General features: G+C 42.2%; 28 protein-coding genes. 5 read left to right on the top strand and 23 right to left on the bottom strand.

All coding sequences use genetic code 11. From position 1 onward, the window contains the following. From gspJ to B3R63_RS02305, 17 genes are all read right to left on the bottom strand, one after another. A complete protein-coding gene (gene gspJ, locus B3R63_RS02225; RefSeq protein ID WP_286728189.1) occupies positions 1–636 on the bottom strand; it encodes a type II secretion system minor pseudopilin GspJ in 636 nt (211 codons plus the stop codon). Next, positions 633–1,019: a type II secretion system minor pseudopilin GspI gene (gene gspI, locus B3R63_RS02230; protein ID WP_005025576.1), complete on the bottom strand. Its 387-nt coding sequence runs from the start codon at positions 1,017–1,019 to the stop codon at positions 633–635. Before gspI ends, gspJ begins: the two co-directional genes overlap by 4 nt. Beyond that, a complete protein-coding gene (locus B3R63_RS02235; RefSeq protein WP_286728190.1) occupies positions 1,009–1,572 on the bottom strand; it encodes a type II secretion system protein in 564 nt (187 codons plus the stop codon). The genes gspI and B3R63_RS02235 overlap by 11 nt, the downstream gene beginning before the upstream one ends. A 14-nt stretch (positions 1,573–1,586) precedes the next feature. Continuing rightward, on the bottom strand, positions 1,587–2,195 hold the full coding sequence (locus B3R63_RS02240) for a TetR/AcrR family transcriptional regulator (protein ID WP_005405506.1): 609 nt from the start codon (positions 2,193–2,195) through the stop codon (positions 1,587–1,589). Positions 2,196–2,234: 39 nt separating this feature from the next. Continuing rightward, a complete protein-coding gene (locus tag B3R63_RS02245; protein WP_248122210.1) occupies positions 2,235–3,008 on the bottom strand; it encodes a TatD family hydrolase in 774 nt (257 codons plus the stop codon). 43 nt (positions 3,009–3,051) lie between these two features. Further along, on the bottom strand, positions 3,052–3,393 hold the full coding sequence (locus B3R63_RS02250; protein WP_286728191.1) for a PilZ domain-containing protein: 342 nt from the start codon (positions 3,391–3,393) through the stop codon (positions 3,052–3,054). Between the two features lie 18 nt (positions 3,394–3,411). Then, entirely contained in the window at positions 3,412–4,395 is a 984-nt protein-coding gene (locus B3R63_RS02255; RefSeq protein ID WP_111280918.1) for a DNA polymerase III subunit delta' C-terminal domain-containing protein, read from the bottom strand. Positions 4,396–4,412: 17 nt separating this feature from the next. Then, positions 4,413–5,174, bottom strand: coding sequence for a 3-deoxy-manno-octulosonate cytidylyltransferase (gene kdsB / locus B3R63_RS02260; RefSeq protein WP_286728192.1), 762 nt, complete (start codon positions 5,172–5,174; stop codon positions 4,413–4,415). 9 nt (positions 5,175–5,183) lie between these two features. After that, positions 5,184–6,194 carry a tetraacyldisaccharide 4'-kinase gene (lpxK, locus tag B3R63_RS02265; protein ID WP_286728193.1) on the bottom strand — a complete coding sequence of 337 codons (1,011 nt, stop codon included), beginning with the start codon at positions 6,192–6,194 and terminating at the stop codon, positions 5,184–5,186. 3 nt (positions 6,195–6,197) lie between these two features. Continuing rightward, positions 6,198–7,925, bottom strand: coding sequence for a lipid A export permease/ATP-binding protein MsbA (msbA, locus tag B3R63_RS02270; protein WP_286728194.1), 1,728 nt, complete (start codon positions 7,923–7,925; stop codon positions 6,198–6,200). Further along, the gene (locus B3R63_RS02275; RefSeq protein ID WP_005014717.1) at positions 7,925–8,347 is read right to left on the bottom strand and encodes an ExbD/TolR family protein; all 423 of its coding nucleotides are present in this window, start codon (positions 8,345–8,347) and stop codon (positions 7,925–7,927) included. Before B3R63_RS02275 ends, msbA begins: the two co-directional genes overlap by 1 nt. Before the next feature lie 14 nt (positions 8,348–8,361). Continuing rightward, complete coding sequence (locus B3R63_RS02280) at positions 8,362–8,994, bottom strand: MotA/TolQ/ExbB proton channel family protein (protein ID WP_005025558.1); 633 nt, start codon at positions 8,992–8,994, stop codon at positions 8,362–8,364. A gap of 44 nt (positions 8,995–9,038) precedes the next feature. Beyond that, entirely contained in the window at positions 9,039–9,926 is an 888-nt protein-coding gene (locus tag B3R63_RS02285; protein ID WP_005014719.1) for a ParB/RepB/Spo0J family partition protein, read from the bottom strand. Next, positions 9,923–10,705 (bottom strand): ParA family protein, encoded by a 783-nt coding sequence (locus tag B3R63_RS02290; RefSeq protein WP_005014724.1) that lies wholly within the window; start codon positions 10,703–10,705, stop codon positions 9,923–9,925. The genes B3R63_RS02285 and B3R63_RS02290 overlap by 4 nt, the downstream gene beginning before the upstream one ends. A gap of 24 nt (positions 10,706–10,729) precedes the next feature. After that, positions 10,730–11,362 carry a 16S rRNA (guanine(527)-N(7))-methyltransferase RsmG gene (rsmG, locus tag B3R63_RS02295; protein ID WP_005014727.1) on the bottom strand — a complete coding sequence of 211 codons (633 nt, stop codon included), beginning with the start codon at positions 11,360–11,362 and terminating at the stop codon, positions 10,730–10,732. 70 nt (positions 11,363–11,432) lie between these two features. After that, positions 11,433–12,137: an N-acetylmuramate alpha-1-phosphate uridylyltransferase MurU gene (murU, locus tag B3R63_RS02300; RefSeq protein ID WP_286728196.1), complete on the bottom strand. Its 705-nt coding sequence runs from the start codon at positions 12,135–12,137 to the stop codon at positions 11,433–11,435. Then, positions 12,137–13,150: an aminoglycoside phosphotransferase family protein gene (locus tag B3R63_RS02305; protein ID WP_286728197.1), complete on the bottom strand. Its 1,014-nt coding sequence runs from the start codon at positions 13,148–13,150 to the stop codon at positions 12,137–12,139. The genes murU and B3R63_RS02305 overlap by 1 nt, the downstream gene beginning before the upstream one ends. A gap of 120 nt (positions 13,151–13,270) precedes the next feature. Here B3R63_RS02305 and B3R63_RS02310 point away from each other — a divergent pair, with 120 nt between their 5' ends. Both B3R63_RS02310 and B3R63_RS02315 read left to right on the top strand, forming a co-directional pair. Beyond that, a complete protein-coding gene (locus tag B3R63_RS02310; RefSeq protein ID WP_286728198.1) occupies positions 13,271–15,712 on the top strand; it encodes an LPS-assembly protein LptD in 2,442 nt (813 codons plus the stop codon). Further along, positions 15,712–17,022 (top strand): peptidylprolyl isomerase, encoded by a 1,311-nt coding sequence (locus B3R63_RS02315; RefSeq protein WP_286728199.1) that lies wholly within the window; start codon positions 15,712–15,714, stop codon positions 17,020–17,022. Before B3R63_RS02310 ends, B3R63_RS02315 begins: the two co-directional genes overlap by 1 nt. 122 nt (positions 17,023–17,144) lie before the next feature. Here B3R63_RS02315 and hfq read toward each other — a convergent pair whose 3' ends face one another. From hfq to tsaE, 4 genes are all read right to left on the bottom strand, one after another. After that, the gene (hfq, locus tag B3R63_RS02320) at positions 17,145–17,585 is read right to left on the bottom strand and encodes an RNA chaperone Hfq (RefSeq protein ID WP_286728200.1); all 441 of its coding nucleotides are present in this window, start codon (positions 17,583–17,585) and stop codon (positions 17,145–17,147) included. Positions 17,586–17,676: 91 nt separating this feature from the next. Beyond that, positions 17,677–18,621 (bottom strand): tRNA (adenosine(37)-N6)-dimethylallyltransferase MiaA, encoded by a 945-nt coding sequence (gene miaA, locus B3R63_RS02325; protein WP_286728201.1) that lies wholly within the window; start codon positions 18,619–18,621, stop codon positions 17,677–17,679. Between the two features lie 6 nt (positions 18,622–18,627). Next, the gene (gene mutL, locus B3R63_RS02330) at positions 18,628–20,592 is read right to left on the bottom strand and encodes a DNA mismatch repair endonuclease MutL (RefSeq protein WP_005014736.1); all 1,965 of its coding nucleotides are present in this window, start codon (positions 20,590–20,592) and stop codon (positions 18,628–18,630) included. After that, a complete protein-coding gene (gene tsaE / locus B3R63_RS02335; protein ID WP_005025544.1) occupies positions 20,582–21,058 on the bottom strand; it encodes a tRNA (adenosine(37)-N6)-threonylcarbamoyltransferase complex ATPase subunit type 1 TsaE in 477 nt (158 codons plus the stop codon). The genes mutL and tsaE overlap by 11 nt, the downstream gene beginning before the upstream one ends. 145 nt (positions 21,059–21,203) lie before the next feature. Between tsaE and B3R63_RS02340 the strand changes: the two genes are divergently transcribed. After that, the gene (locus B3R63_RS02340) at positions 21,204–22,115 is read left to right on the top strand and encodes a pseudouridine synthase (protein ID WP_286728202.1); all 912 of its coding nucleotides are present in this window, start codon (positions 21,204–21,206) and stop codon (positions 22,113–22,115) included. 108 nt (positions 22,116–22,223) lie between these two features. Beyond that, positions 22,224–22,538, top strand: a complete 315-nt coding sequence (locus B3R63_RS02345) for a type II toxin-antitoxin system RelB/DinJ family antitoxin (protein WP_005014739.1) — start codon at positions 22,224–22,226, stop codon at positions 22,536–22,538. A 61-nt stretch (positions 22,539–22,599) separates the two neighbouring features. On the opposite strand, the gene B3R63_RS02350 is transcribed toward B3R63_RS02345, so the two are convergent. Further along, complete coding sequence (locus B3R63_RS02350; protein WP_286728203.1) at positions 22,600–23,307, bottom strand: pseudouridine synthase; 708 nt, start codon at positions 23,305–23,307, stop codon at positions 22,600–22,602. A gap of 386 nt (positions 23,308–23,693) precedes the next feature. On the opposite strand from B3R63_RS02350, the gene B3R63_RS02355 reads away from it, so the two are divergent. Further along, positions 23,694–24,149 (top strand): DUF441 domain-containing protein, encoded by a 456-nt coding sequence (locus B3R63_RS02355; RefSeq protein WP_286728204.1) that lies wholly within the window; start codon positions 23,694–23,696, stop codon positions 24,147–24,149. A gap of 13 nt (positions 24,150–24,162) precedes the next feature. Here the strand turns inward: B3R63_RS02355 and B3R63_RS02360 are convergent, their stop codons facing one another. Then, positions 24,163–25,080: a LysR family transcriptional regulator gene (locus B3R63_RS02360; RefSeq protein WP_005405492.1), complete on the bottom strand. Its 918-nt coding sequence runs from the start codon at positions 25,078–25,080 to the stop codon at positions 24,163–24,165. Positions 25,081–25,479: the final 399 nt, after the last annotated feature.

Raw genomic sequence — 25,479 nt, forward strand, 5'->3', positions numbered from 1 at the left:
TTAAGATGGATTTATTATTTTTTCTTTTAAATCACCTGTATTTAAAAGGCTGTAAATCCATTCGTATTCAGTTCCATTTATAGTCAGATTGATTTTAAAACCGCGCGGTAGAATTTTAAGCTGTTCTGATTGGGAAGCAGGGTCTAATACGCCTTCAGGCCATCTGTTTAGTTCAGCAGGATTTAAGACGCTAATCCGGTATTGCTCGACCTGATCAAGAAGCACACTTGACTGGGGCTGAATAGCGGTTGGAGTAATCAGGTTTTGATATTTTAACCGGTACAGTTTCTGGTCTGCACTACTGTATTGATATTCGATCCGCTCATAAGGCCCCAGCCCCTGGCCCAAAGGATCAGTTACACCAGCTTTACTAAAAATAAAATGCTGATCGTTTAATTCAAGTGCAGGACGCAACTCTCCTCCATTATTTGCAGTTAATGGAATCAGCTGCAGGCTGTCACGTAAGATTTGCTGATAAGCTTCCTGTAACCGGGCAAGATTTTGCTCATGTATACTATTTCGTTCTTTTACTTTGATCAGATAATCAAAGACCTTCCAACCCAGCGCAGAGAGTGCTGCAAAAATCGCAATCGCGACCAACAGCTCCACCAGAGTAAAACCCCGTTTATATTTCATGAAGTATTTTCTTTGAGTGGATGATTAAAAAACACCAAGGTCGCAATTCCATTTTCAACCTTACCCTGCTCTGTATTAAACAGACTAATTTGTACTTCAATACGCTGTACATTTGGACTGATGGTGGAAGCTGCCTGTTTGTCAATTTGCCAGGTTTCACCTTGAGATGTTACCTGTTTAGACTCTGTTCCCTGTAGCCACGCCTGATTCATTTCCATGAGAGCAATTTCATTCATACCCACAAATTGCGCTTTTGTCCTTAAAATTGCATTTGAGGTGGCTTGTGTATATTGCATGGCTACTTTTGTCAGAGCAACTGCTGCTGTCGCAAAAATTGCTAGCGCAACCATAACTTCAAGTAATGTAAAGCCTTTAGGTTTCACTAATTTTACCTAAATAATCAATTTCGATTTCATGGCCTACCGGCCTTTGCTCCAGATAGAACTGGATGCGTACAGGCCTCACTTCTCCATTTCCCAGCCAGATCAGTTTAGGTGCTCGGCTTCCTAATAACTCTTCATTACTGGCGTTTTGAAAATCATGATCGAGAGGCTGAATACTAAAGCTGACATTTGGGGGCAAATGACGGGAAGGAAACTCACTATATTTCTGCCATTTTTCTGGTGCAGGAGCTAAAAACCCAGTAGTAGTTTTCATATCAGTCGCAGTTTGATATTCGAGCAAGTTATAAACAAAAGTATTTACATCAGTAGCTGAGCGCGTTTCAAGTGCGAGTATACGTGCCTGGTCATTGGCTTCCCGGTTGATTTTCTGCAGGTCCAGTAAAAAAACTTCCCTAGCCTGCATTGCTTTGCGCTGATCAATACCATTCAAATTCATTACAACAAGAGATGCCATAATACCAATGATCACAATGACCACCATCAGTTCGATTAAGGTAAAACCATAATGAGCAGATGAAGATGAACGGATCATTAGATTATTCCATATCAGGCATATTGTTCATTAACCTGCTTGGGCAGTGCCAAAGCCTGATCAATATAGGCCACTCTTAAAGTATCACGCGACCCCAGATAACGCTGATAAAAACTTGAATTTAAAATTGCTGCCGCACCATGTGTTAGTGACCAGATCGAAGCGAGATAGTCACGCACTGTCATGATACTGCCAATGGATTCCAAATAGTTTTCGGTCATACGTATAATAATACGCATTCGCTGTTTACGGACCTGATAAAGCTCACTAAAAAGATGGTGGATTCCCTGTCCGGTAATCGAAAGCCGCTCTTCAATCTGATGAAAAAGTACAGTACGTTCAGGATGATGCAGATGATGCAACATGAAAAAAGCCAAGTGTTCAGGAAAAGATTTTTCGCTATCCTGAATCATTTCCAGCAACATCCGCTCATTGCGAATAATAAGCAGAATATACAACTCATCCTTACTTTGAAAATGCTTGTATAGAGTACCCTTGGCTAAATCGAGTTCTGCCGCCAGTGCATCAAGTGTCATGCCTGACTCACCATTTTCCAACAGGAGTTGCTCTGCCACTTGAAATATTAATGCTTCTCTTGCCCGAAACTGGGCCTGACGATCCATCTTCACCCGATTACTCTCTTTTTGCTTTTCAATGTGTATTTACTTTGAATTAAGGAGGTTTTCAAAATTTTGTGTTGTTATGAAAGCAATCTCCTCAAGCGGTTTATCATATACATCACTTAAGGCTTTGGCTACATATGGAACATATTTTGGTTCATTAGATTTACCTCGATAAGGTACTGGCGCCAGATATGGGCTATCCGTTTCAATCAAAATACGGTCAAGTGGAACCTGTTTAGCAACATCTCGCAAATCCTGAGCATTTTTAAAAGATACAATACCCGAGAAAGAAATATAGTAACCACAATCCAAGACTGCCTTGGCAGTTTCCCAATCTTCTGTAAAACAGTGCAGAATTCCATGTTCAGAGCCTTCGGCACGAATAATATCAACCGTGTCATGCTTGGCCAAGCGAGTATGTACAACTACTGGCTTTTTTACTATTTTTGAAGCCTGAATATGACGGGCGAAACATTCTTTTTGTTCAGCAATAAAATCCGTACTGTGAAAATAGTCGAGACCGGTTTCACCAAGCGCCCACGCTTTTTCTGCCTGGGCTAGCTCAACCAGATATTCAGTCGTAGCACGCGCCATGACTGTGGCATCTTCACAAGGATGCACACCTACACTATAGCCCAACTCGGGATGACGGGTGGCAATTCGCGAAAGCTCAATGTGGTCATCCAGATTTACCGAGATACTCATCATTTTTGATACCCCTGCATCTTTTGCCGCCTGAATGGCCAGATCAATATCACCATCATAAGGCGACAGGTCCAGCAGGGTTAAATGACAATGAGTATCTACAAACACAATTTTTTCCTATAACAACCAGTGAGCTTAAAAATTGACAGTTTTAGACGGTATAACCCGGACGATCTGAAGTCAGGCTACCGGCAAGCAGCTTTTCAGCTTCACTTCTATAATAAATTCCTTTCTCGCCACTTAGCTGGATTCCGAAACCTTGAGGTCGAATTCCGTTCTGTTTGCGGGAAATCCAGATGACTTTACCAGTCAAGGGTACTTTCTGAGCTTGTCCAGGCAAAGTAGCCAGCACAAAAACCTCTTCACCCATTTTTACTGGCTGTTGTGATGGAATAAACAGGCCACCACCCTGAATAAAACCCATATAACTGGCCTGCAAGGTTGCCCGGTCAGGTATATTCACCTGAATAATACCGCCCATACGTGGTTGCATCGACTTTCCCCTTAAGTCTTAAACATTCATCAGCCTGATGAACAGTTGATCCAGAACCAAGTTAACCTGTACATTCTGCTCAGTAAGCTGCTTGGATTTTTGCAAATCTGAATAGATTTCGAATAAAACATTAAGCGAATAATGTTCAGCAACTGGCTTCAGGTTAAGATCAACATTCTTCAGGTTTTGATTTAGCTTGACACAAATCAGATCACACAACAAGTATTCAAACATAGTGATAAATTCAGGAAATGTCAGCTCTTTATGCCATTTTGACGCAAAGAATACCGGCATATTTTTTTGAGCTACCAGTTTTTCCCAATCCTTAAGAAATTCCTGGCGCTTCGGCAACCATGCAGAATCAGCCAACTCTAATGCCTGTAAAGGCATATCACTAGACAGATTCATTAAAAGCTGCAAATTTTGCTGGTTCAGGTCAGACAAGTTGGGACGGATATACTGTTCTGCCTGTTCAGTACTGATTCGATCCAGTGCATAGTGCTGCAGTCGACTGCGAATAGTTGCCGGTAACTTTAAATAATGATCAGCCAGTAAAATAATGACAATGCGCTCCCCCGGTTCTTCCAAAGTTTTAAGCAATGCATTTGCCGCAGCAATATTGAGTGCTTCAGCTGGCTCAATCATTATAACGCGCCAGCCCTCACCGGTTTGCTGTACGAAAGGCTGTAAATCACGTATTTTTTCAATGCGAATTTTAGCATTTTGTTTTTTATTTTCTTCATCGGTCGAAATATGTACATAGTTGGGATGTGTATCTGATTTTAACCACTGGCAACTACTACATTCCCCACACGGTCCTTGAGCTTGTTTATTTTGGCAAAGTATCCAGGCGAGAAAATGCCGGCTAAAAGCTTCTTTACCACAGCCGGATTTGCCGTAAAACAGTAGCCCATGACCGATGTCAGGAAAACGCCGTGTCAGTGTTTCCCATACTGGTTGCTGCCAAGGATAAATCCGGGATTGCTCAAGAACATTTTCCATATTACTTGTTCCAGCAGTTATTCAAAATAGGAAATATCCAATGCATTTAGCCGGTCAAGATCAGCTTGAGTATCTACACCCGGTGGCAAGTTAGCCATAGCAACAGCAATTGCAATACGATGGCCATTTTCCAGTACACGCAGCTGCTCTAGACTTTCCAGTTTTTCAAGCAGTCCCATATCCCAACCTACATAAGCCTGCAGCAGGCTCACACGATACGCATAAAGCCCCAGATGACGAAAAGCCTGCGTATGTAACTGCGGTATAGTCTGCCGGGCAGCATCACGATCATAAGGAATAGTGGCGCGACTAAAATACAAAGCCTCTCCATGAAGGCTTTTTACCACTTTAACTATACTGTCACGCTGAAACTCATCAAGCTCATGAATCGGCTCGCATAAAGTCGACATTGAACATTGGGGCTGATCTATTAATAGCTGTGCAACCTGTTGTACCAGTTGAGCTGGCAATAAAGGTTCATCACCCTGAATATTAACAATAATATCATCACTTCCCCAACCCTTGATCCGTGCAACTTCACTCAAGCGGTCCGTACCTGATGGATGATCTGAACGGGTTAACACCACATCCACATTTTCGTCCCGACACACCTCTGCAATACGCTTATCATCAGTTGCCACACATAAATCATCGAACCCCTGAACTTTACGGGCCTGATCTACCACACGTAAAATCATTGGACGTCCATGAATTTCCAGAAGCGGTTTACCTGGCAGACGTGAACTTGCATAACGTGCAGGGATGACGATGTGTTTCATAAAAAGACCTTAAGAAATCTGTATATCATATTGACCAAGCTGTTGTTCCAGCAGTGCATAACAGGCAGAAGATAATATTGCATCGACCGGCACGACCCAAATCTGTCTTTTAAATTCTGGAACACTCTTTAGAAGCTGTCGGATTTTTACTGCATCTTTTTCAGTAGTAATTAGCGGTTTCAAGTCACCAAATTCCAGATCTTTAAGCTGGTAATCATGATGATCTGCGTAGGCATGATGATAAATCCGGTTGATGCCCAGTGAAGCGAGCGTCTGATAAAAGCGCTCAGGAAAACCGATACCTACAACTGCATGAAATTCCAGAGTGGCATCAAATATCTGCTCTTTTCCTGCACTAGGATTAAGCAAATAAGGCTGCCCGGACTCAAGATGCATATTAAATACAGACTGAGGATGCTGAGCATGTTCAATTACAGTAGCTTTCTGCAGACGGCTCTTCGGTTCGCGTAAGTATCCTTCTGGCAGGAGTTTCTCATTGCCCAGGCCACGGTTATTATCCAGTACAATCCACTCAATTTGCCGGCCCAATGCCCAATGCTGTAGCCCGTCATCACTAATGATCAGATCAAGCGAATGATGTTGCAATAACAGTTCAATATTAGCTTGCCGGTTGCTGCCTACTGCCATTGGTATACCGGTCGACTGTACAATCAGGCAAGGTTCATCACCAACCTGCTCAGGTGTGGAGTGAACAGAAACCTGTGCTGGAAATGGTCCTTTGCCTCCATATCCGCGGCTGATCACCCCCACTCGCACCTGCTTACTCTGCAAATATTTGGTCAGATGAATCAGCAGTGGTGTCTTTCCACTACCGCCCACGGTAATATTGCCAATAACCATAACCGGCACAGGTGAGTGATAGACTTTCTTTAAACCTGCCTGATAGAACCAGCGGTTTATCAAAAATCCTCCACGATACAAGCATGCCAATGGTCTTAAAATAATCAGCCAAGCAGCCTGCTTATTCCACGCATCTTGAATCAACCGGGCCATTGACATGGATCAGTTTTCCTCAAAATTACGCTGATGCAACTGATAATACGCGCCATGCTTTTGCATCAGTTCCTGATGGTTACCCTGCTCGACAATACGGCCTTTATCCATAACCACAATCCGGTCTGCATTCTCAATAGTAGATAAACGGTGTGCAATAACAATAGTGGTCCGTTCCTGCATAGCCTTATCAAAGGCTTTTTGAATGAAATGCTCAGACTCATTATCGAGTGCACTGGTAGCCTCATCCAGAATTAGAATTGGGGCATTTTTTAAAATAGCACGGGCAATTGCGATACGCTGACGCTGACCACCTGAAAGATTAAGTCCCTGTGCACCCAGAATGGTGTCATAACCTTGCGGCAAACTCATAATAAAATCATGGGCATAGGCTGCTTTTGCAGCTGCAATGATCTCAGCCTCACTTGCCCCTTGTAGCTGGCCGTAAGCGATGTTGTCTCGCACGCTACGATTAAATAGTACGACCTGCTGGTTTACCATTGCGATTTGAGAACGCAAGGCTGTCAGTTCGATTTTTTGAATATCGATGCAATCTAGTAAAATTTTTCCGGAACTGATTTCCTGAAAACGTACCAGCAAATTCACCAGAGAACTTTTACCTGCACCAGAACGTCCAACTAATGCTACTGTCTCACCAGCTTTTACATTAAGACTAAAATCATAAATAGCCTGTGAGCCATCACTATAAGTCAGGTTTACCTGATTAAATTCAATATTGCCTTTTAGTACAGGTTTTAAATCACCTGTATTTTTTTCTTCAGGCATATCCAGTAATTCAAATACTGAATAGGCAGCGGCCATCCCCCGCTGCAACTTTTCATTAATATCTGTTAGAGACTTGATCGGCTTAGCCAGTAATCCGGCCGCTGTAATATAGGCGACAAACTCGCCTGCTGAAGTATTACCCAGAACCTGGGGGCGCAAAGCAATCCAGATGATAATACTCATTGCAATTGCCATGATCAGCTGAACAATTGGGCTATTCATCTGCTGTACAATGACCATTTTCAGGCCACGTTTCAGGTTTTCATTAGAATGATGATAAAAACGCTCCTGCTCAAAGGTCTCTCCACCAAACCCTTTTACCACTGCATTGCCATTTACACTTTCCTGTACAACATGGTTAATATCACCCATAGTATTTTGCACCTGTACGGAAAGCTTGCGCATCCGTTTAGCCGCTTTGCGGATCAACAGTCCAATCAGTGGTGCGAAAATCAAGATACAGATGGTTAAACGCCAGTTGGTATATAATAGATAACCAATTAGGCCTAATGTAATAAAACCGTACTGAACCAGTGTTTTTAAAGATTCAGAGGAAGCAGCTGTAAGTTGCTCCACGTTATACATGATTTTGGCAGTAATCTGGCCACTGTTATTGTCCAGATAATACTGGGCAGGTAAACGCAATAGTTTGGCAAACACCTCTTGCCGGATCTGAAAAATCAGACTACGTGAGATGACGGCTGTATAGTAGCCGCCAATAAATAGCCCCAATCCACGGAAAAAAATCAAGATAATAACCAGAAATGGAAACCAGTTTAAATTCTGCTGGTTTTGGTGCTGAATGGCATTAATGATATATTCAAGCAGCTTGGCAACTGATACCTCTGTAGAAGCATTAATACCAAAACCGACGAGTACAAGTAAAGCTGCCCCCCAGTAAGGCTTTAAATAAGACAGGAGACGCGCATAAACTTTAAAATCTTGCTTCACTAATAACCTCGGGTAGGGAGCTTGGTACTAATATTGACATTTACAAAGCCCAGCTGTCCGGCCGTATCCATCACACGGATTACATCCTGATGGGTAGCCTTGGCATCAGCCGCAATAATAAACATCAAATCACGCCGGTCTTCAGCAACCTGCTTGATTGCTGCGCTTAAATCAGCCACTTCTTTACTGGACAAAGCTTGCCCATTGACTGCGTAATGGCCGGAAGAGTCTACCATAACCTCGATTTTTTGATCGTATTGTTTTGGTGGAACACCCTGTGCATCTGGCAGGGTCAGGTTAAGACGGCTTTGCTGATTAAATGTCGTAGACAAAAGCAGAAATACCAGAATAAATAATAGACAGTCGATCATGGGAGTCAGGTTAATCTGAATATCTTCCACTTGAGAGCGCTTGAATTTCATGATATTTGACCTATTTAGCCGACTTTTCGCAGCTCTGAACCAGCCGTACTACTATAGAACAATGCTGCATGAAATAATGTTGACTGCTGCTCAAGCTCAGCCACATATTCCTGTACCAATCTTTGAAAGAAACGATAAGCAAATAATGCAGGAATAGCAATCAGCATACCCGCAGCAGTGGTAATCAGGGCTTTAGAAATACCCGGTATCATAAGACCCGGGTTACTGGTCGTACCTAGGTCAATCACCAGAAAAGATTCAATAATACCCAGCACCGTACCCAGCAGCCCAAGTAATGGGGCTACTGCGCTCAAGGTACCCAAAAAATTAATATTCTTTTCCAAATACCCAATTTCCTGAGAGGCTTTCGCTTCCATCTGGGCACGTGCAAACTGCTCACTTTCTTGCCGACTCGCATAGCCTGCCAGCAGAATCTGCCCCAAAGTGCTAGCCTGCAGGTTTGGGGCATGGCTTAACCTGTCGATTACTGGAGCAATATCTTGGGGATGACGTAAAATCAGCTCTACAGGAATCACTTGAGAGCGCTTTAAACGGATAAAGCGCTCCAATGTAATAGCTATGGTAAAAATAGAACATACGACGAGCGGCAGCATTAGCCAGCCGCCAGCTTTAACAAGTTCCCACATGCTGTATACCCCAAATCAAACTATCTTTTTATATTTTTAAACTGTTAATCAGCCAGACAGATATTCAAGATACCATCAAGCTCATCAAGCGAATGATAATGGATCACCAGTTTTCCTTTACCTTGCTTGTTGTAATCAATTTTGACATCTGCACTGAAACGTTCAGAAAGCCGCTGGGTGAGCTGCTCAAGATCAGCTGACATTGACGTTTTATTTTTTTCCTGTTTTGGTGTGTTCCACTCACGCACCAGTTGCTCGGTCTGACGGACTGAAAGACTTTTTTCAATAACGGTATCAGCAGCTTTTAACTGATCTTTAGATTTTAGGGTCAGGATTGCACGCGCATGTCCCATATCCAGCAAACCTTGTTGCATAAAGTCTTTTACTGGCTCAGCCAGGCTCAGCAAACGCAACAGGTTACTTACGGTAGTACGGGCCTTGCCTACTGTTTCGGCTATTTCCTGATGGCTTAAACCGAATTCATCATGAAAACGCTGTAATGCTATTGCCTGGTCAATTGGATTCAGATCCTGGCGCTGAATATTTTCGATCAAGGCAAGCGCAATTGCTACCTGGTCATTTAAGTCACGAACAATTGCCGGTACTTCAGTCAGCCCCGCCAGCTGCGCTGCACGCCAGCGGCGTTCTCCTGCAATAATTTCATAGGGACGCTTTTCATCATCAACCGGGCGTATAACAATCGGCTGCATAACCCCATGCTTCTCAATTGAAGCGGCCAGTTCCTGCAGATCTTTTTCTTCAATAAAACGGCGCGGCTGGTATTCACCCCGCTTAAGCAGATGCACATCAATCTGTTTAAGCTGTCCATGATCCAGTGATTGAGCTTCTAGCTGCAACTTCTCTTTTTGAATCGAACCCAGTAAGGCATCTAAACCACGGCCTTTGGCCAATCCGCGCTTTTTGGTGGTCATGCATTACTTCCTTTTTTTAGCTTGGTCTTTTTAAGAATTTCGGCTGCAAGATTCAAATAAGCTACTGCACCTTTAGAACTTTTCTCAAAATAAATGATAGGCAAACCATGCGCTGGTGCTTCAGCCAGTCGAACATTACGTGGAATAACCGTCTCGTAGAGTTTTTTGCCAAAATACTGTTCCAGTTCAGCCGAAACATCACGGGTCAGGGCATTTCGGGCATCATACATGGTACGCAACACACCCACAATTTGCAGGTCAGGATTAAGCGCCTGCTGAATACGGTCAATTGTCTGCGTGAGATCTGCCAATCCCTCAAGCGCGTAATACTCACACTGCATCGGAATGACAACACCCTGCACTGCAGCAAGCGCATTAACGGTGATCAAGCTCAGACTAGGTGCACAATCAACAATGATATAATCATAAGACTTTTCAATATCTTTTAAAGCTTCCCGCAAAATATATTCACGGCCTGGCTGTTCAGCGATCGCCAGCTCTACCCCAGCAAGGTCACGATTGGCTCCAAGAACTTTATAACCTACTTCTGCTTTGGTAATTGCCGTTTCAATGGGTACTTCACCCAGCAGTACATCTGTAACTGAATAAAGCAGATCATTTTTCTGCACGCCAGAACCCATCGTCGCATTGCCCTGTGAATCCATGTCTATCAGCAATACACGTTTTTTTAATACTGCAAGAGAAGCTGCCAGGTTGACGGCAGTTGTGGTTTTTCCTACGCCACCTTTCTGGTTTGCAATCGCAATAATCTGAGCCATGCTAACCCCAATCCTAAAAATCTTTTAAATACGTTTTAATAAAAGCAGATGCCGCTGTTCATCCAGTCGTGGAACTTGCAGTTCAATAATCTGGCAAGAAAAGTTTTCTGCAAGAGTAGCGACTTCCTCATGTGGAACTAACCCTTTCATAGAGGCAATCACACTTCCACCATGCATATAAGGTTCTGAAGCCAACACAAAATCTGTTAGTGACGCAAATGCACGGCTGGTGATCACATCAAACTGGCCAAGCTCATGAATACTTTCTTCATTTTCTACACGGGTTTGCACTGCAATCACATTTTTTAGTTTCAGGTCAGCAATAAACTGTTTGAGAAAACGGATTTTTTTGCCATTTGAATCCAGCAATACACATTCACGTTCTGGCTGACACAAGGCAATAATCATGCCTGGCATGCCACCTCCGGTACCAATATCCAGCAGACGTCCAGACGGCAGATCTTTCAAGATGCTTAAACTGTCCAGTAGATGCTTTACCAGCATTTCTTTCGGGTCACGGATTGCTGTCAGATTATAGGCTTTATTCCAGAGTACCAGTGCATCCTGATACTGCAGTAACAGACCTAAAGTCTCATCATTCAAGCTTAGCCCCAAGGCCTGACTGCCCTGTTTTAACTCTTGGAAAAACGGATGCATAAACAAGCAACATCTCAAAAAAATTAAGTGAAGTATACCGATTTCTAGTTCATGACACAGTATCTAATGACTAGTGATTATGCATTTGGTCATACAAGCCCTGCTGAATTTGCTGATCTAGAGCATTCAAACGCTCTGGTGTACCCACATCAACCCAGATTCCCTGCATTTTTTCAGCACTCACCTGTTGCTGTTGCATAGCTTCTTTTAATAGCGGGGCAAGTGGACGCTTACCAGGTTCCAGTCCAAGAAACAGCTCTGGCGAAAGAACAGCAATACCACTATAAGTCAGTGCCTCACCAGATTTCGCCTGTGCAAAGGTATAGGCATGCCCCTGAGATAATATAAAATCACCCTGAGGATGCTGAGGCGGATTGTCAACCAGTACCAAATGTGCAAGATGTCCAGTTAACTCAGTCTGCAGCAAAGGCGCAAAGTCCATCGTAGTCCAGACATCACCATTGACCAGAATAAACGGCTCCTGACCTAGCAGAGGTAAAGCATTGATAATTCCACCAGCCGTTTCCAGTCCTTCATCCTCATGTGACCAGAGGATATTGACTCCAAAGGCTGAACCGTCACCTAGAGCATCAACTAGCTTTTCGCCCAGCCATGCCGTATTGATGACAATATCACGAACACCGATACGCTGTAATTTCTCAAGATGCCAGACTATAAGTGGCTTCCCGCCAACTTCCAGTAAAGGCTTGGGCGTGGTCAGTGTGAGTGGCCGCATCCGGTTACCCAGTCCCGCTGCCAGAATCATTGCTTTCATCAGGCAGCCACCTCATATATTCCGTATTTTTGGGTAAAAGCAGGCATCACACGCTGACGTATAAATTCCGCAAACGCTTCAAGTTCAGTATAGCCCTGACTTTCTTCTAACAGATACCACATCACACGAGGGAGATCTTTTAAGTAACCCGCCTTACCATCACGCTCAAACAGACGCACAAAAATACCTAGTATTTTAATGTGCCGTTGAATTGCCATGAGGTCAGCATCACGCTTAAAGTCTTCAAAGGTACGGTTCAGTTTTGTGCTGGCCGGCAAAAGCTCATAAAATGTCCTGAACCATTGATATACACGCTCTGGTTGCCACTGTACATAAGCATCACGGGTAATGGAGACCAGGTCATAAGTATCTGCACCAATTACCGCATCCTGAAAGTCGATAATCCCTAGCTCTTGCCCATCTTCAAGTTTCATTAAGTTACGGCTATGAAAATCACGATGTACGATCACCTGTGGCTGACTTAAAGCAGCTTCAGATAAAAATTTAAATGTCTGATCAATAATTTTCTGTTCTTGCGGAGAGGGTACAATACTTAAGGCAGGCAGCATCCAGTCTGTCAGCAACTGCATTTCAGACAGTAATTTCTCCTGAGAATAAAGCGGAAACTGGCCTTTTCCGTCAATTGATTGCAGCTGTACCAGTTGCTTGAAACTCTGCAAATAATATTGATCTACAGTCTCTTCATTTAGCAAGGTAGAAAGCAGTACATCACCAAAATCTTCCAGCAGTAAAAATCCCTGTTCCAGATTTTTTGCCATAATCTGCGGCACCCGCACTCCATGAGCAGCAAAAAATTCATCTATATGAACAAATGGAGCACAGTCTTCTTTTTCTGGCGGCGCATCCATGAGCATATAACTTTTATTCTGATATTTTATACGTGCATAGCGGCGAAAGCTGGCATCACCTGCTAAAAAATTAAGCTCAAACTCATCCGAGTTCAGTACAGTTGTAATCCATGTTTGTATCAATTGTTCACGTTGTGTATTCATTTGCAATAAAATCTAAAACAGGCTGAGTTTTTTAAAGGATTAAGTGTAGCTAGTTCTGCACTTTTTCTCTATGATGCCACAATAATTAATTGCGAAAAGCATACTTGGTTAATGAGACAAATGAAGCATAAGTTTAAATTTAATCCTTTAGCGACTGCTATTTTGACCCTTTTATGTGGTAGCTCCATATCAAGTTATGCAGAGCAGTCAGAACCCTTTTCAACAGTAAGCAATAACCAGCTCAAAGAAAGCATTAATGAAGCTTACCCAGGGCAACAGTTTTTTGAACAATATTATGTTGACAAAAGTGCACCTGAGGCACAGTTAAGAAATACTCAGGCCTTAAGTTCTGCATTTTGTCAGGGCACATGGATTACACCAGTTAGTCCGGACAATAACGCACCTGATCCAGACAAGGTCACCTCTGTGATTACTGCTGATTATGGCTATTACAATCCGCAAGGTGATTCGACACTTGAAGGTAATGTGGTAATTGATCAAGAAGGGCGCAGCATCCGTGCAGATAAAGTCACTCTTGACCAGACACAAACCTATGCGAATGCACAAGGTCGGGTACAACTGGCTCAAGGTGGGCTGCTAGCACAAAGTGACCAGATTAACTATAACCTCAAAACACAGACGGGCGACCTGAACAATAGTTTTTATATTGCAGAGCAACAGCATGCTCATGGTCATGCAGAGAAAATTGAACGAACCTCCCCTACAGTTGCAATACTCAGTAATGCCAGTTATACCACCTGCCCGCCAGGTGAAGCACCAGCCTGGAGGCTGCAGGCTGACCGGATCGAGCTCAATCAGGAGACCGGGCGCGGGGTAACAACCGGAACAAAATTATATGTAAAAAATACACCTGTGCTGGCTGTGCCCTACTTCAATTTCCCAATTGATGACCGGCGTACAACTGGTATTTTAAACCCCCAGTTCGGTTTCTCAAATGACGGTGGACTAGAGCTCTCTGTCCCGGTATATCTCAATCTTGCACCAAATTATGATGCGACCATTACACCACGCTATCTTGCTGATCGTGGCCCTATGGCTGAGGGAGAGTTCCGCTATTTAACTGAAAACTTTGGTGAGGGGCGTGTTTGGGGAGGTTATCTTCCTTCTGATAAAGAATATAACGATGAAGACCGTAAAGAATTCCATTTTTTACATGACTGGGTCATTAACCCGTATTGGTCAACCAATCTTGAATATAATTATGTCTCTGATAAAGACTATTTCGCCGACCTGGATTCAAGTCCAAACAGCAAAACCGATCTGAACCAGCGCCGCGCCTGGGTAATTAACTATCGCAACCAGATTCCAGGCTTGAGAGCTCAACTTAAGGTCGAAGACTTTCAGACACTGGATAAAGACATTAAGGATGAAGACCGGCCGTACGCTCGACTTCCTCAATTCCTGCTGAATTACGTCGGGGGAAATCCTCAGGGCCTACAGTATGAATTCAACAATGATACCGGCTATTTTAAAAAATCAATTAATGATGATTCAGATGTTCTGGAAAGTAGTGGTACCCGTATCTATAACCAATTTGCGGTTCGTTACAACTACCGCAATCCATGGTCCTTTGTAATTCCGGAAGTATCTTTCCGCTCTATTAACACTTTCTATGATCGCGACTCTCGTGAAGACCGTGATATTGAAGCAGATTCTCTGACAAAAAGTGTAGCAGTACCGCAATTTACACTCGATACCGGCCTACTGTTTGAGAAAGAAGGAACTTTCCTGCAAAGTATTTCTCCGCGCCTTTTCTATGCTTATGCGCCGTATAAAGATCAGAATGATTATCCAAACTTTGATACGACTACAGCTTCTATCAGTTATGACCAGTTGTTCAATCCTTACCGCTTTTATGGACATGACCGCTTAGAAGACAATAATTTTCTTTCTCTGGGCGTAACATACAGCCTGATGGATCAGATAGGTTTGGAAAGACTGCGTGCCAGTGTAGGACAAAGCTACTTCTTTGAAGACCGCAGAGTAACTTTATATAATGAGGATGAGCTGGACCAAGAAAAACGTACGGGTCCGGTACTCAGCCTGAGTAGCCAGCTGAATCAGAATTTCACAATTAGCGCCAATTCAGCCTGGATGTCTAATGGTGAAAACTCGCAGCGAGATTTTCAGGTTTACTACACCGGTAATCAGGGCAATCTTTACAATCTTGGCTATTTTTACCGCAAAGATATTCCAAACCGCCAAGACAGCTATGACCAGGTGGTTGCATCGTTTATACAACCTGTTTATAACAATTGGCGTATTATGGGCCATGTGCAATATGACATTGATCAGGATGTAGCACGTGAATATCTGCTCGGTGTAAATTATGAATCCTGCTGTTGGGGCGTGTCAGTATATGGCCGCTCTTATTATAATGATCTAGATGACATCAATGAGCCGGGTGTTAAACCGAAACGCGCTGTTATGGCCGAGTTCACCCTCAAGGGATTAGGGGGGCTAAATAATAAACTGGCCTCTTTACTTGAAAGTCGCGTTTTAGGTTTTAGTAAAATTAATCAATCTTGGACACAACGTTAATGAAGACAAAGTATTTTAAACAATTCTTTAAAGCCACTGCGCTTGCCTTAGTCATTTCTTCATCAATGCAAAGCTTTGCACAACCTGTAGATGAGGTTGTTGCGATTGTGGACAATGGTGTCATCTTAAAAAGTGATTTGATACAAGGCGTAGCTGAACTTAAACATCAGCTGGAAACCCAGAAACGTGAAGTTCCTCCACAGGAGTTTCTGGAAAAACAGGCTTTGGACCAGCTGATTTTGCGTCAGGCCCAGCTTGAACAGGTGCGACGCTATAACGTTAAACCTGATGAAAAGAGTTTAAATGAAGCAGTGATGAAGGTTGCCAGTCAGTCCGGCACAAAAACCCTAGAAGCCTTTCAGCAAAAGCTTGATGCTATGGCTCCAGGAACATATGAATCATTACGTAACCGTATTGCTGAAGATTTAGCAATTAATCGTCTTCGCCAGCAACAGGTTATGTCCCGCATCAAAATCAGCGACCAAGATGTAGAGAATTTCCTGAAATCTCCACAAGGTCAGGCGGCACTGGGTAGTCAGGTCCATGTCATTCATGCCCGGATTACTCCCAAAGACAAGCAGACTGCTAATGTTGAAAGTATTGCGCAGCAAGTAAAAAATGCTTTAAACACAAGCAATGACATTCAGGCTATCAGTAAGCAATATTCAGATGCTAAGGTTCAGGTAGAAGGTGTAGATATGGGCTTTCGCAGCCTAGCAGACATACCTGCCGAACTTGCAGCTCGCGTAAGTGCCTTACCTGTCGGCCAAACTACCGAACTGATTCCGGCACGTGATGGTGTGCATGTTCTAAAAGTATTAGAACGTAAGACAAGTGAACAAAAAGCATTAGTCCCTCAGTATCAGACCCGTCATATTTTGATTCAGCCATCTGAAGTGGTCAGTCCAGAAAATGCTAAACACATGATTGATAATATTTATAATCGTCTTAAAGCTGGTGAGGATTTCACAGTATTAGCTTCTACTTTTTCAACAGATACTGGATCAGCACGTGACGGTGGTAGTTTGGGCTGGGTAAGCCCTGGTGTAATGGTGCCTGAGTTTGAAGAAAAAATGAAAAGTACTCCTGTCGGCCAGGTTAGTGCTCCTTTCCAGACCCAGTTTGGATGGCATATTTTACAGGTGACAGATGCTCGTCAGCAGGATATGACAGAAGAATACCAAGAACGTATGGCCCGCCAAATTCTGGGTGAGCGGCAGTTTGAAACCGAGCTTGATAGCTGGCTACGTGAACTGCGTGCCAATGCTTATGTTGAAATCAAACAACCTAATCTGGACAGTAACTCCTAGTTAAGCTAAAAAAGACACTGTTACCAGTGTCTTTTTTAATAACTAAACTTAAAATTTTTAAGTCAATGTTTGATTAATAAAAAAAGCTCCTTTTTTAAGGAGCTTTTTTTATTACTTATAAATTAACGATTATTGGTATCGTCATCTTGGCTATCTTCAAATTTCGAGTCATTATCGAAGCCTGAAGTCGATTGGCCGCCGCCAAAACCGCCTTGACCGCCGCCAAAGCCACCTTGATGGCCTCCACCAAAGCCGCCTTGTCCACCAAAGCCACCGCCTTGACCGCCGCCAAAGCCACTGCCTTGTCCGCCACCAAAGCCGCCAGCTCCTTGAGCTCCTGCAGGTGCACCTGCAGGACGAGGATTACGCGCTGGAACTACTGTAGAAATCGCATGCTTATAAACCATCTGGCTTACAGTATTCTTCAATAAAACAACATACTGGTCAAAAGATTCAATATGACCTTGTAGCTTAATACCGTTAACAAGGAAGATAGAAACAGGAATACGTTCTTTACGGAGAGAATTCAAGAACGGATCTTGTAAAGTTTGACCTTTAGACATTTTATAACTCCAAAAAAATTAAAATCAGCGCAAAAAACTATCTTTATTTTTCAATTAAAAATTATAAAAAAGACAGTAGTTAAATTTTGCTTTATCTATAACAGTTTCGCAAGTCTTGTTGAGCCTGCTTAAGCGTCTCGTAAGTTTTAAATTGGTGTAATTCTTGCAAAGAGCGTAACCAAGTGTATTGACGTTTTGCCAGTTGTCGTGTTGCAAATAAGGTCTTATCCTCCATTTCATGTTTACTTTTAATAGTTTTATCACTTTTTAATAGAAAATCGATTACTTGGCGGTATCCTACACTACGCATTGAAGGCAAGTTTTCATTTAAATCGTATTTTTTAATCAATATCTCTACTTCATTTAAAAATCCGATTTCCCACATTTTTTTTAATCTTTTCTCAATGCGCTCATGCAATTCTAATCGATTAGGTAGTAGGGCATGATTATGAAATGTGTAACGATATGGTAAATTTTTTGGCTGTTCGGCCTGTAGTTTTGTAATAGGCTGGCCAGTGATATAAAAAACTTCCAGTGCACGAGTTATACGCTGTCTATCACTTACTCTAAATTTTTGTCCCGCTAAAGGATCTACTTCACATAGTTCAGCATAGACTGCTTCCCAGCCTTCGTATTCAGCCTTTTGCTCAATAGTTTTACGGATAGCCTGATCTGCATTTGGTAGATTAGTTGAAAGACCTTCAAGTAAAGCTTTAAAGTAGAGCATAGTTCCACCTACCAGTATAGGTGTTTTTCCTCTGGCATGTATATCATCAATGAGCGGACAAACATCTTCCACAAACTGTGCAGCTGAATATACTTCTAGTGGGCTAATAATATCGATCAGATGATGCGGATAAAGAGTCTGCTCTTCCTTGGTAGGTTTGGCTGTACCAATATCCATATCTTTATAAATTAGTGCCGAGTCAACAGATATCAGTTCAAATCCGCCCTGTTCATACAGCTCACATGCCAGCGTCGTCTTACCGCTTGCCGTTGGGCCCATTAAATTGATGACGGGTAGTACGCTAGACATGTACAACTACTCTCCTCGAGCAAATAATTTATCTAATTGAGTTAAAGGAAACGCACGCCAAGTTGGACGGCCATGATTACACTGGCTGGCAAATTCAGTTTGTTCCATTTGACGAAGCAATGCATTCATTTCAGAGAGACTAAGTTGCCGATGTGCACGTACTGCTCCATGGCACGCCATACCAGCCAGAATCTGGTCACGTTTTTGCGTAAGACCGCGCGCTTCATCACTTGGGTCAAGATCATTTAAAAGTTCAGGTATTAATGTATTGAAGTCGGCTTTTTGTAAAATAGCAGGAACACCTCTTACTATCACCTGCTCATCTCCATACTGGTCTATATCCAGCCCCAAACGTTCCAGTTGTGGTTTCAACTCTTCAATACGTGCTGCCTGCATACGCGTAATTGAAACAACTTTAGGAATGAGTAATTGCTGTGCTATCCAGAATTCAGATTGATCCCAGGCAGATTTCATTTGCTGTAACAAAATCCGCTCATGGGCTGCATGCATATCAACAATAATTAAACCTTCAGTATTTTGTGCCAAAATATAAATACCATGCAGTTGAGCAATTGCAATTCCCAATGGAAATTCATCTACATGATCCGATACTACCGATGCAGCCGGAATAACAGGCGCTTGAGTACTCTCTTCCCTTAATGGTGACAGATAACTCTTTAAGGCGTTATTTAACTGCTGAGAGCCGGCATAAGGCCGCTGGGGTGCATATTGTACAGTACGCGGTGCACTCGCCTTAAATTCGGTCAGTAATTCGGTAGATATTTCAGTTTGGGGAGCTGCTATGCCCAGAGCTGAAGCCTCGGGCTGTGTCGGACGATGTAACTGAAACTGTTCCTGGTGACGCGGCTGTGGGTTATAAGAACCAGTCGTGGTATGTATAACTGATTCAGCTTTCATTGCTTGGGCAAGGTCAGCAGTTGCAGTTTGGAACTGTGATAAGGTTTCTTTTGCATAGTGCCGCACAAATTCGTGAACTTCACGTTGATTTAGAAAACGGATTTCATGTTTTGTAGGATGAACATTCACGTCGACATTTTCTGGGTCGACTTCCAGAAACAATAAGTATCCTGCATGCTGATGGCCATGCAAAATACCATCATATGCCATACGTAATGCATGTGAGATGGTTTTATCTTTTACAATTCTTCCGTTTACATAGACATACTGCAAGTCTGCCTGAGGACGCGCATCAGATGGATGACCAAGCCAACCCGAAAGATGCATGTTAATACTTTGCGCATCAATCCAATAAGCATTTTCAGTAAATGAGCGACCCAGCAACTGCTGGACACGTTGAGAGCGCAGCTCTCCACTATCAGCAATTGGCAGGTTTAAACGGATACTGTCATTATGTTCAAGAACGAAACGCACATCAAAATGCGTAAGCGCCATGCGACGGACGATTTCCTCAATATGCCCGAACTCGGTGGTCGGTTTTTTCAAAAACTTCCGACGGGCAGGCACATTAAAAAACAAGTCCTGTACACGAATGTGCGTCCCTTTTTGTGCTGCGACTGCCTGAATCTCCTGGTGATCAAAAGCAGTACCATTAACTTCGACCTGATAGCCAATACCTGAGTCATCTTGACTACTGCATAAACTCAAGCGTGATACCGCAGCAATTGAAGCCAAGGCTTCACCCCGAAACCCCAAGCTGGCTATTGCATATAAGTCTTCAGCAGACTGGATTTTACTGGTTGCATGTCGCATCACTGCCAGTGCAAGATCTTCAGGATGTATTCCACGTCCGTTGTCAATAATTTCAATTAGAGTACTGCCACCTTGGGCGACCCGGATAATCAGCTCGGTAGCACCAGCATCAATCGAGTTTTCCAGTAACTCCTTAACCACAGAAGCAGGCCGCTCAATTACCTCACCTGCAGCAATCTGGTTTGCAAGAGCAGCATCAAGCGTATGAATACGGCGCAAACCGCTTTCATCATGCGACATTCATTTTTTCCCGTAATTTATTAAACAGCTCAGCCGATTCAGTTGAAATACTTACCTGACGTTGCAGGTCATCGTCTGATTTTAAAATATCAATAATGAGGTCAGCTTGCGGAATTTCACTTCCACCTTTGGAAGGCCATTCAAATAAAAACAGCGCATCCGGAATTTCCAGATAATCACGGATCCCCATCAGTTCCAGCTCGTAAGGGTCATGCAGACGATATAAATCAAAATGAAAAACATCACGACCTTGTATCGTATAAGGCTCGACCAAAGTATAGGTAGGACTTTTTACAGCACCCTGATGGCCCAATGCTGTCAAAAAATAACGGCTGAGTGTGGTCTTGCCGGCACCCAAATCTCCGACCAGATATACAACACCTGAATTAAAATGCTGAGCCAGTACCTGAGCCAGCTTTTGTGTATCATCTTCACTATTTAAAGTCAGGCTAAAAGTATACTGCATAAGGCTCACATCATGTTCCAATCTTGCAATTATGATAGCATTGCCCCGCCTTAAAGCCTATGCTGCCCTATACTATATTCATTAATTTTAATCTTGACCGGTCTTTATAAAGATCAGTTCTTATTGTCTATATATTATTGCTCTCATGAATAAACCTTTTAGTACAGTTTTTATACCTCCCATGATCGATGGTGTTAGCGCCAGTAAAGTATTTCTGCCACTAAAATCTCAGGCAAATACCATCTATGAACATTTAACCCAGCAGTTTCCGCATATTAATGCGAATGAATGGATGCAGCGTTTCGAGGACGGGCTGGTTTATACGACACATGGGCAGAAATTAAGGATTGATAGTATTTATGAGGGAAATCAGCATATTTATTACTATCGTTTTCTTTCCAAGGAAACACCTGTGCCATTTGAGCATCACATCTTGCATGAAACAGATGAATTTTTGGTGGTCGATAAACCGCATTTCCTTACGATGAGCCCAACCGGGCAGTATGTACAAGAAACATTATTGGTTCGTTTGAAAAAACAAACCGGAATAGAGACTCTCACCCCTATTCATCGACTCGACCGTGAAACTGCAGGTGTAGTACTTTTTTCAAAACGTCCTGAAACACGTGGTTTATATCAGAAGCTCTTTGCTGAACGTAAGGTAGAAAAGACTTACCATGCCGTGGCGCCTTTTAAGCCCGACCTTAATTTCCCGATAAACCTAAAACTGCGTCTCGACAAAGGTGAACCTTTTTATACTATGCAGATAGTGGAGGGAGAGTCTAATACAGAAACATTGATTGATCTTTTAGATGTTCGAGCTCACTGGGCAAAATATCAGTTGAAGCCACGCACAGGCAAACAACATCAGTTACGGGTTCATCTAAATCATCTGGGAATACCTATTCAAAATGACAGTTTTTATCCTATCGTTCAGCACAAATCAGATAACGATTTTACAGCGCCCTTGCAGCTACTAGCTAAAGAAATAACATTTATTGATCCTGTAGATTTAGTTAAAAAAACCTATCAGTCAGGATTTGACCTGCTATTGTAATTTACCTGTAATGACAAAAAAATTATTTACTTGATATAAAGCGTTGAAAATACATTTTGTAGCGTTAAAATACAGCTAAAATTCTTTCTCCTAACTTGGTTATTATTCATGCGGAAAACGGAAGTTTATCAAGTCCGACTTGACTCACAAGAAAAAAAACAGGCTTTTGCAGTTTTTAAGCAATTGGGAATTACACCAGCACAGGCAGTCCGCCTTTTTTTCAAGCAAGTCGTACTGACCAAATCTATTCCTTTCGCAATTGAAAATCCCAGTATTAATATGGAACAGCTGACCAAATTGCGTAAGATGAAAAGTGAGCACGCAACTGCTCCCCTTTCTCCAGCCTATCAACCAGATGATGAGAATGATGCTGACTTATTTGAAGAGCTCAATGCTCTTTTAGGGGAAAGTGACAAAGTCTGATTAATTTTTCATGCCAAGCCTATATACATAAAACCTAGATTCAGCTTTTGGATAGACTTTACTATGGCACCATACGTGACTTTGCCAGTTCAATCTGTGTCTGGTCCAGATAAGTCCATTCTCCTTCGGCAAGCATAGGTAATTCAAGTTCTCCGATTTTACTACGGTGCAATTTTTCGACTTTATTACCTACCGCAGCTAGCATACGTTTTACCTGATGGTAGACACCTTGATGAATCGCCAGACTCAACTGATGAGAACTGTTTTGCGTTATATTGCTTGCTTTAAATATACCATCATTACGAAGCTCTACGCCCTGTTCCAGCAATCGGATCTGTTCTGGCGTAATAGGGTCGACCGTTATCAAATCATATACTTTTGCCACATGTTTACGTGGATGTGTCAGAGCCTGTAGAAATTGACCATCATCTGTCAACAACAGTAACCCGGTTGTATCTTGATCGAGCCGGCCTACACACTGGATTCCACGATTAAGGAGAGTGGGATCAAATAAATCAAATACACTAAAATGGTATTGGGCCTGATGAGAACATTCATAACCTTGTGGCTTATTTAATGCGATATATACTTTTTCCCGATATTCAAACTCTTCACCATGTACCTTAAAAGTAAAATTTTTCAGGTCAAATTTTGCTTTAGTATCTACACAAATTTCGTGATTTACACTGATCGCTCCACTTTTAATCAGTTGCTGGCAATATTTTCGTGAACCAAAACCTTGAGATTGCAATATTTTTTCCAGCAACATGAGATATTCTCCAAAATAATCGGTTTATTTTAGCTAAGTTCTACCAAGAATGTGCTGATGATTGTTATCTGCTCTCTTGTGGTAAATAAAATAAGTAATTTATTATTTTCTTTTTTGATCTTAAACAATATGAAAAGTAGCAGATCGTAACTATTGGAAAGTGAACCATATAAGTTAAAATTTTTTATTGAACATATTGAAATTCAGGGAGAGCTTCTTTATTTTTAAAATATTTATAGCCTTTTAAAGTATTTAGTTAAACACAGCATAGTTGATATTAGCGATCTGTCTTGGTTACTTGCGTTTCTCAAGCTTTAACCTGCCCTAGCGCCTTTAAGGAAAGAGAGTACAATGGGTGTCCGTTTCTCCCAACGTTTGACTTGCTTATGATGTCCCAACTTGATGTAAACCTGATGGTTCTTTTGGTTTTGTTGGCTTGTGGTATTTTTAGTCATAATACTGCTGTCACTATTGCAGCCGGGGTACTGATCATTTTCAAAATGACGCCACTAGAGCAGTTTTTTCCCTATCTTCAGCAACATGGTTTAAATATTGGCATTATTATTTTAACTATTGGTGTGCTTACGCCGATCGCTAGCGGTAAAATTCCAGGCGAAAGTATTTTAAAATCTTTTCTAAGTTTGAAATCATTACTGGCAATTGGAATCGGGTTACTGGTAGCGTGGCTCGGTGGACGTGGTGTAAAACTGATGTCTAACCAGCCAGATGTCGTGGCTGGTCTGTTAATTGGAACAGTTGCCGGTGTAGCGGTATTACGTGGAGTACCGGTCGGCCCGCTAATTGCAGCAGGCCTGTTATCTATTATTATTGGTACATCTTAAACATGAGGTTAACTTACATATAGTAATGTGTACGCTGATGAGAGAATTTCTGCAGCTGTTTTAAAAAGCCTGCAAAATAGTCCTTTTCCTTCTCTTCAGTACGATAACCCGCATATAAAGTCCGTCTCAGGCCTTTCTCTCCCGCACATTCCAGACGACGGCTGATGACCCAGCCTTTCTGTTCATATTCATTGACCACCCAGTCTGGTAAAGCTGCTATACCGCGTCCGCTGGCAACCAGCTGAATCAGCATCTGGGTCAGATCGGTAGTACGGATGTGTTTGGGCTGAATATTGGCAGGAATAAACAGTTTTGCCATAATATCCAGCCGGTGTTTATCGACCGGATAAGTAATCAAGGTTTCCTCAGCCAGTTGCTGTATCGTAATTTGCTCAACACGGACCAGTGGATGGGTACTGGCAAGCACAAGACGAGATTCATACTCAAAAATTGGAAAATACTCCACCCCTTTTAGAGCAATCGGATCAGCTGTAATTAACAGATCAAACTCGGCAGTTTGCAAAAGATCATGAGGGTTAGCTTCAAACCCGGAAGCAAAATCCAGATCTACATCTGGGTACTGATGACGATACTGGTTGAGAAGTGGCATTAGCCAGTCGAAACAGCTATGACATTCTGAAGAAAATATAATACGCCCAGTTTGTCCATGAACAATACGGGTTATATCACTTTGCGCAAGCTGTATCTGTGGCAGAACATCATCTGCCAGCCGTAACAGGCGCTGTCCAACATTAGAAAAAGTTACCGGGCGACTTCGGCGATTTACTACTTCAGTTCCATACCAGTGATCCAGTTCCTTTAACTGATGAGAAATTGCTGACGGCGTAAGGCATAAATCATTAGCAGCAGCCACCAGCGAACCATGTTCACGTAAAGCCAGTAAAGTTTTTAAGTGACGAATCTCAAGCATAAATTAAACTTAAAATATTCAAATGAATTAAATTCAATATACCATGAATTTAATTAGTTTTACTCAATTATAATTTTTCTTTATTATTCATAAATAAGTTAATTCTATTAATAAAAATCAGGATGAATATTTTATTAAGCCAATATTCTTGACTACTCGGGTACCAAGACAAAATATGAATATTAATTTGCAGAAAAAGACTATGGACAAGGAAAAACTGGCCAGAATAGATTTCTGGAAAAAACTCAGCCGGTTGAAGATAACAAGCAGAAAAATCAGATTGATGCCAGCTTTAGCCTGTTTACAATTGGCTATTTTATTTTTTATGAAGGTTTTTTAATTCAGACAGTATTACACTTAGTTTTATTCTTTATATTTTCAAACAGTTAAAAAATCAAA

Source organism: Acinetobacter sp. UBA1297, from assembly GCF_002307755.1.
Lineage (GTDB): Bacteria > Pseudomonadota > Gammaproteobacteria > Pseudomonadales > Moraxellaceae > Acinetobacter > Acinetobacter radioresistens.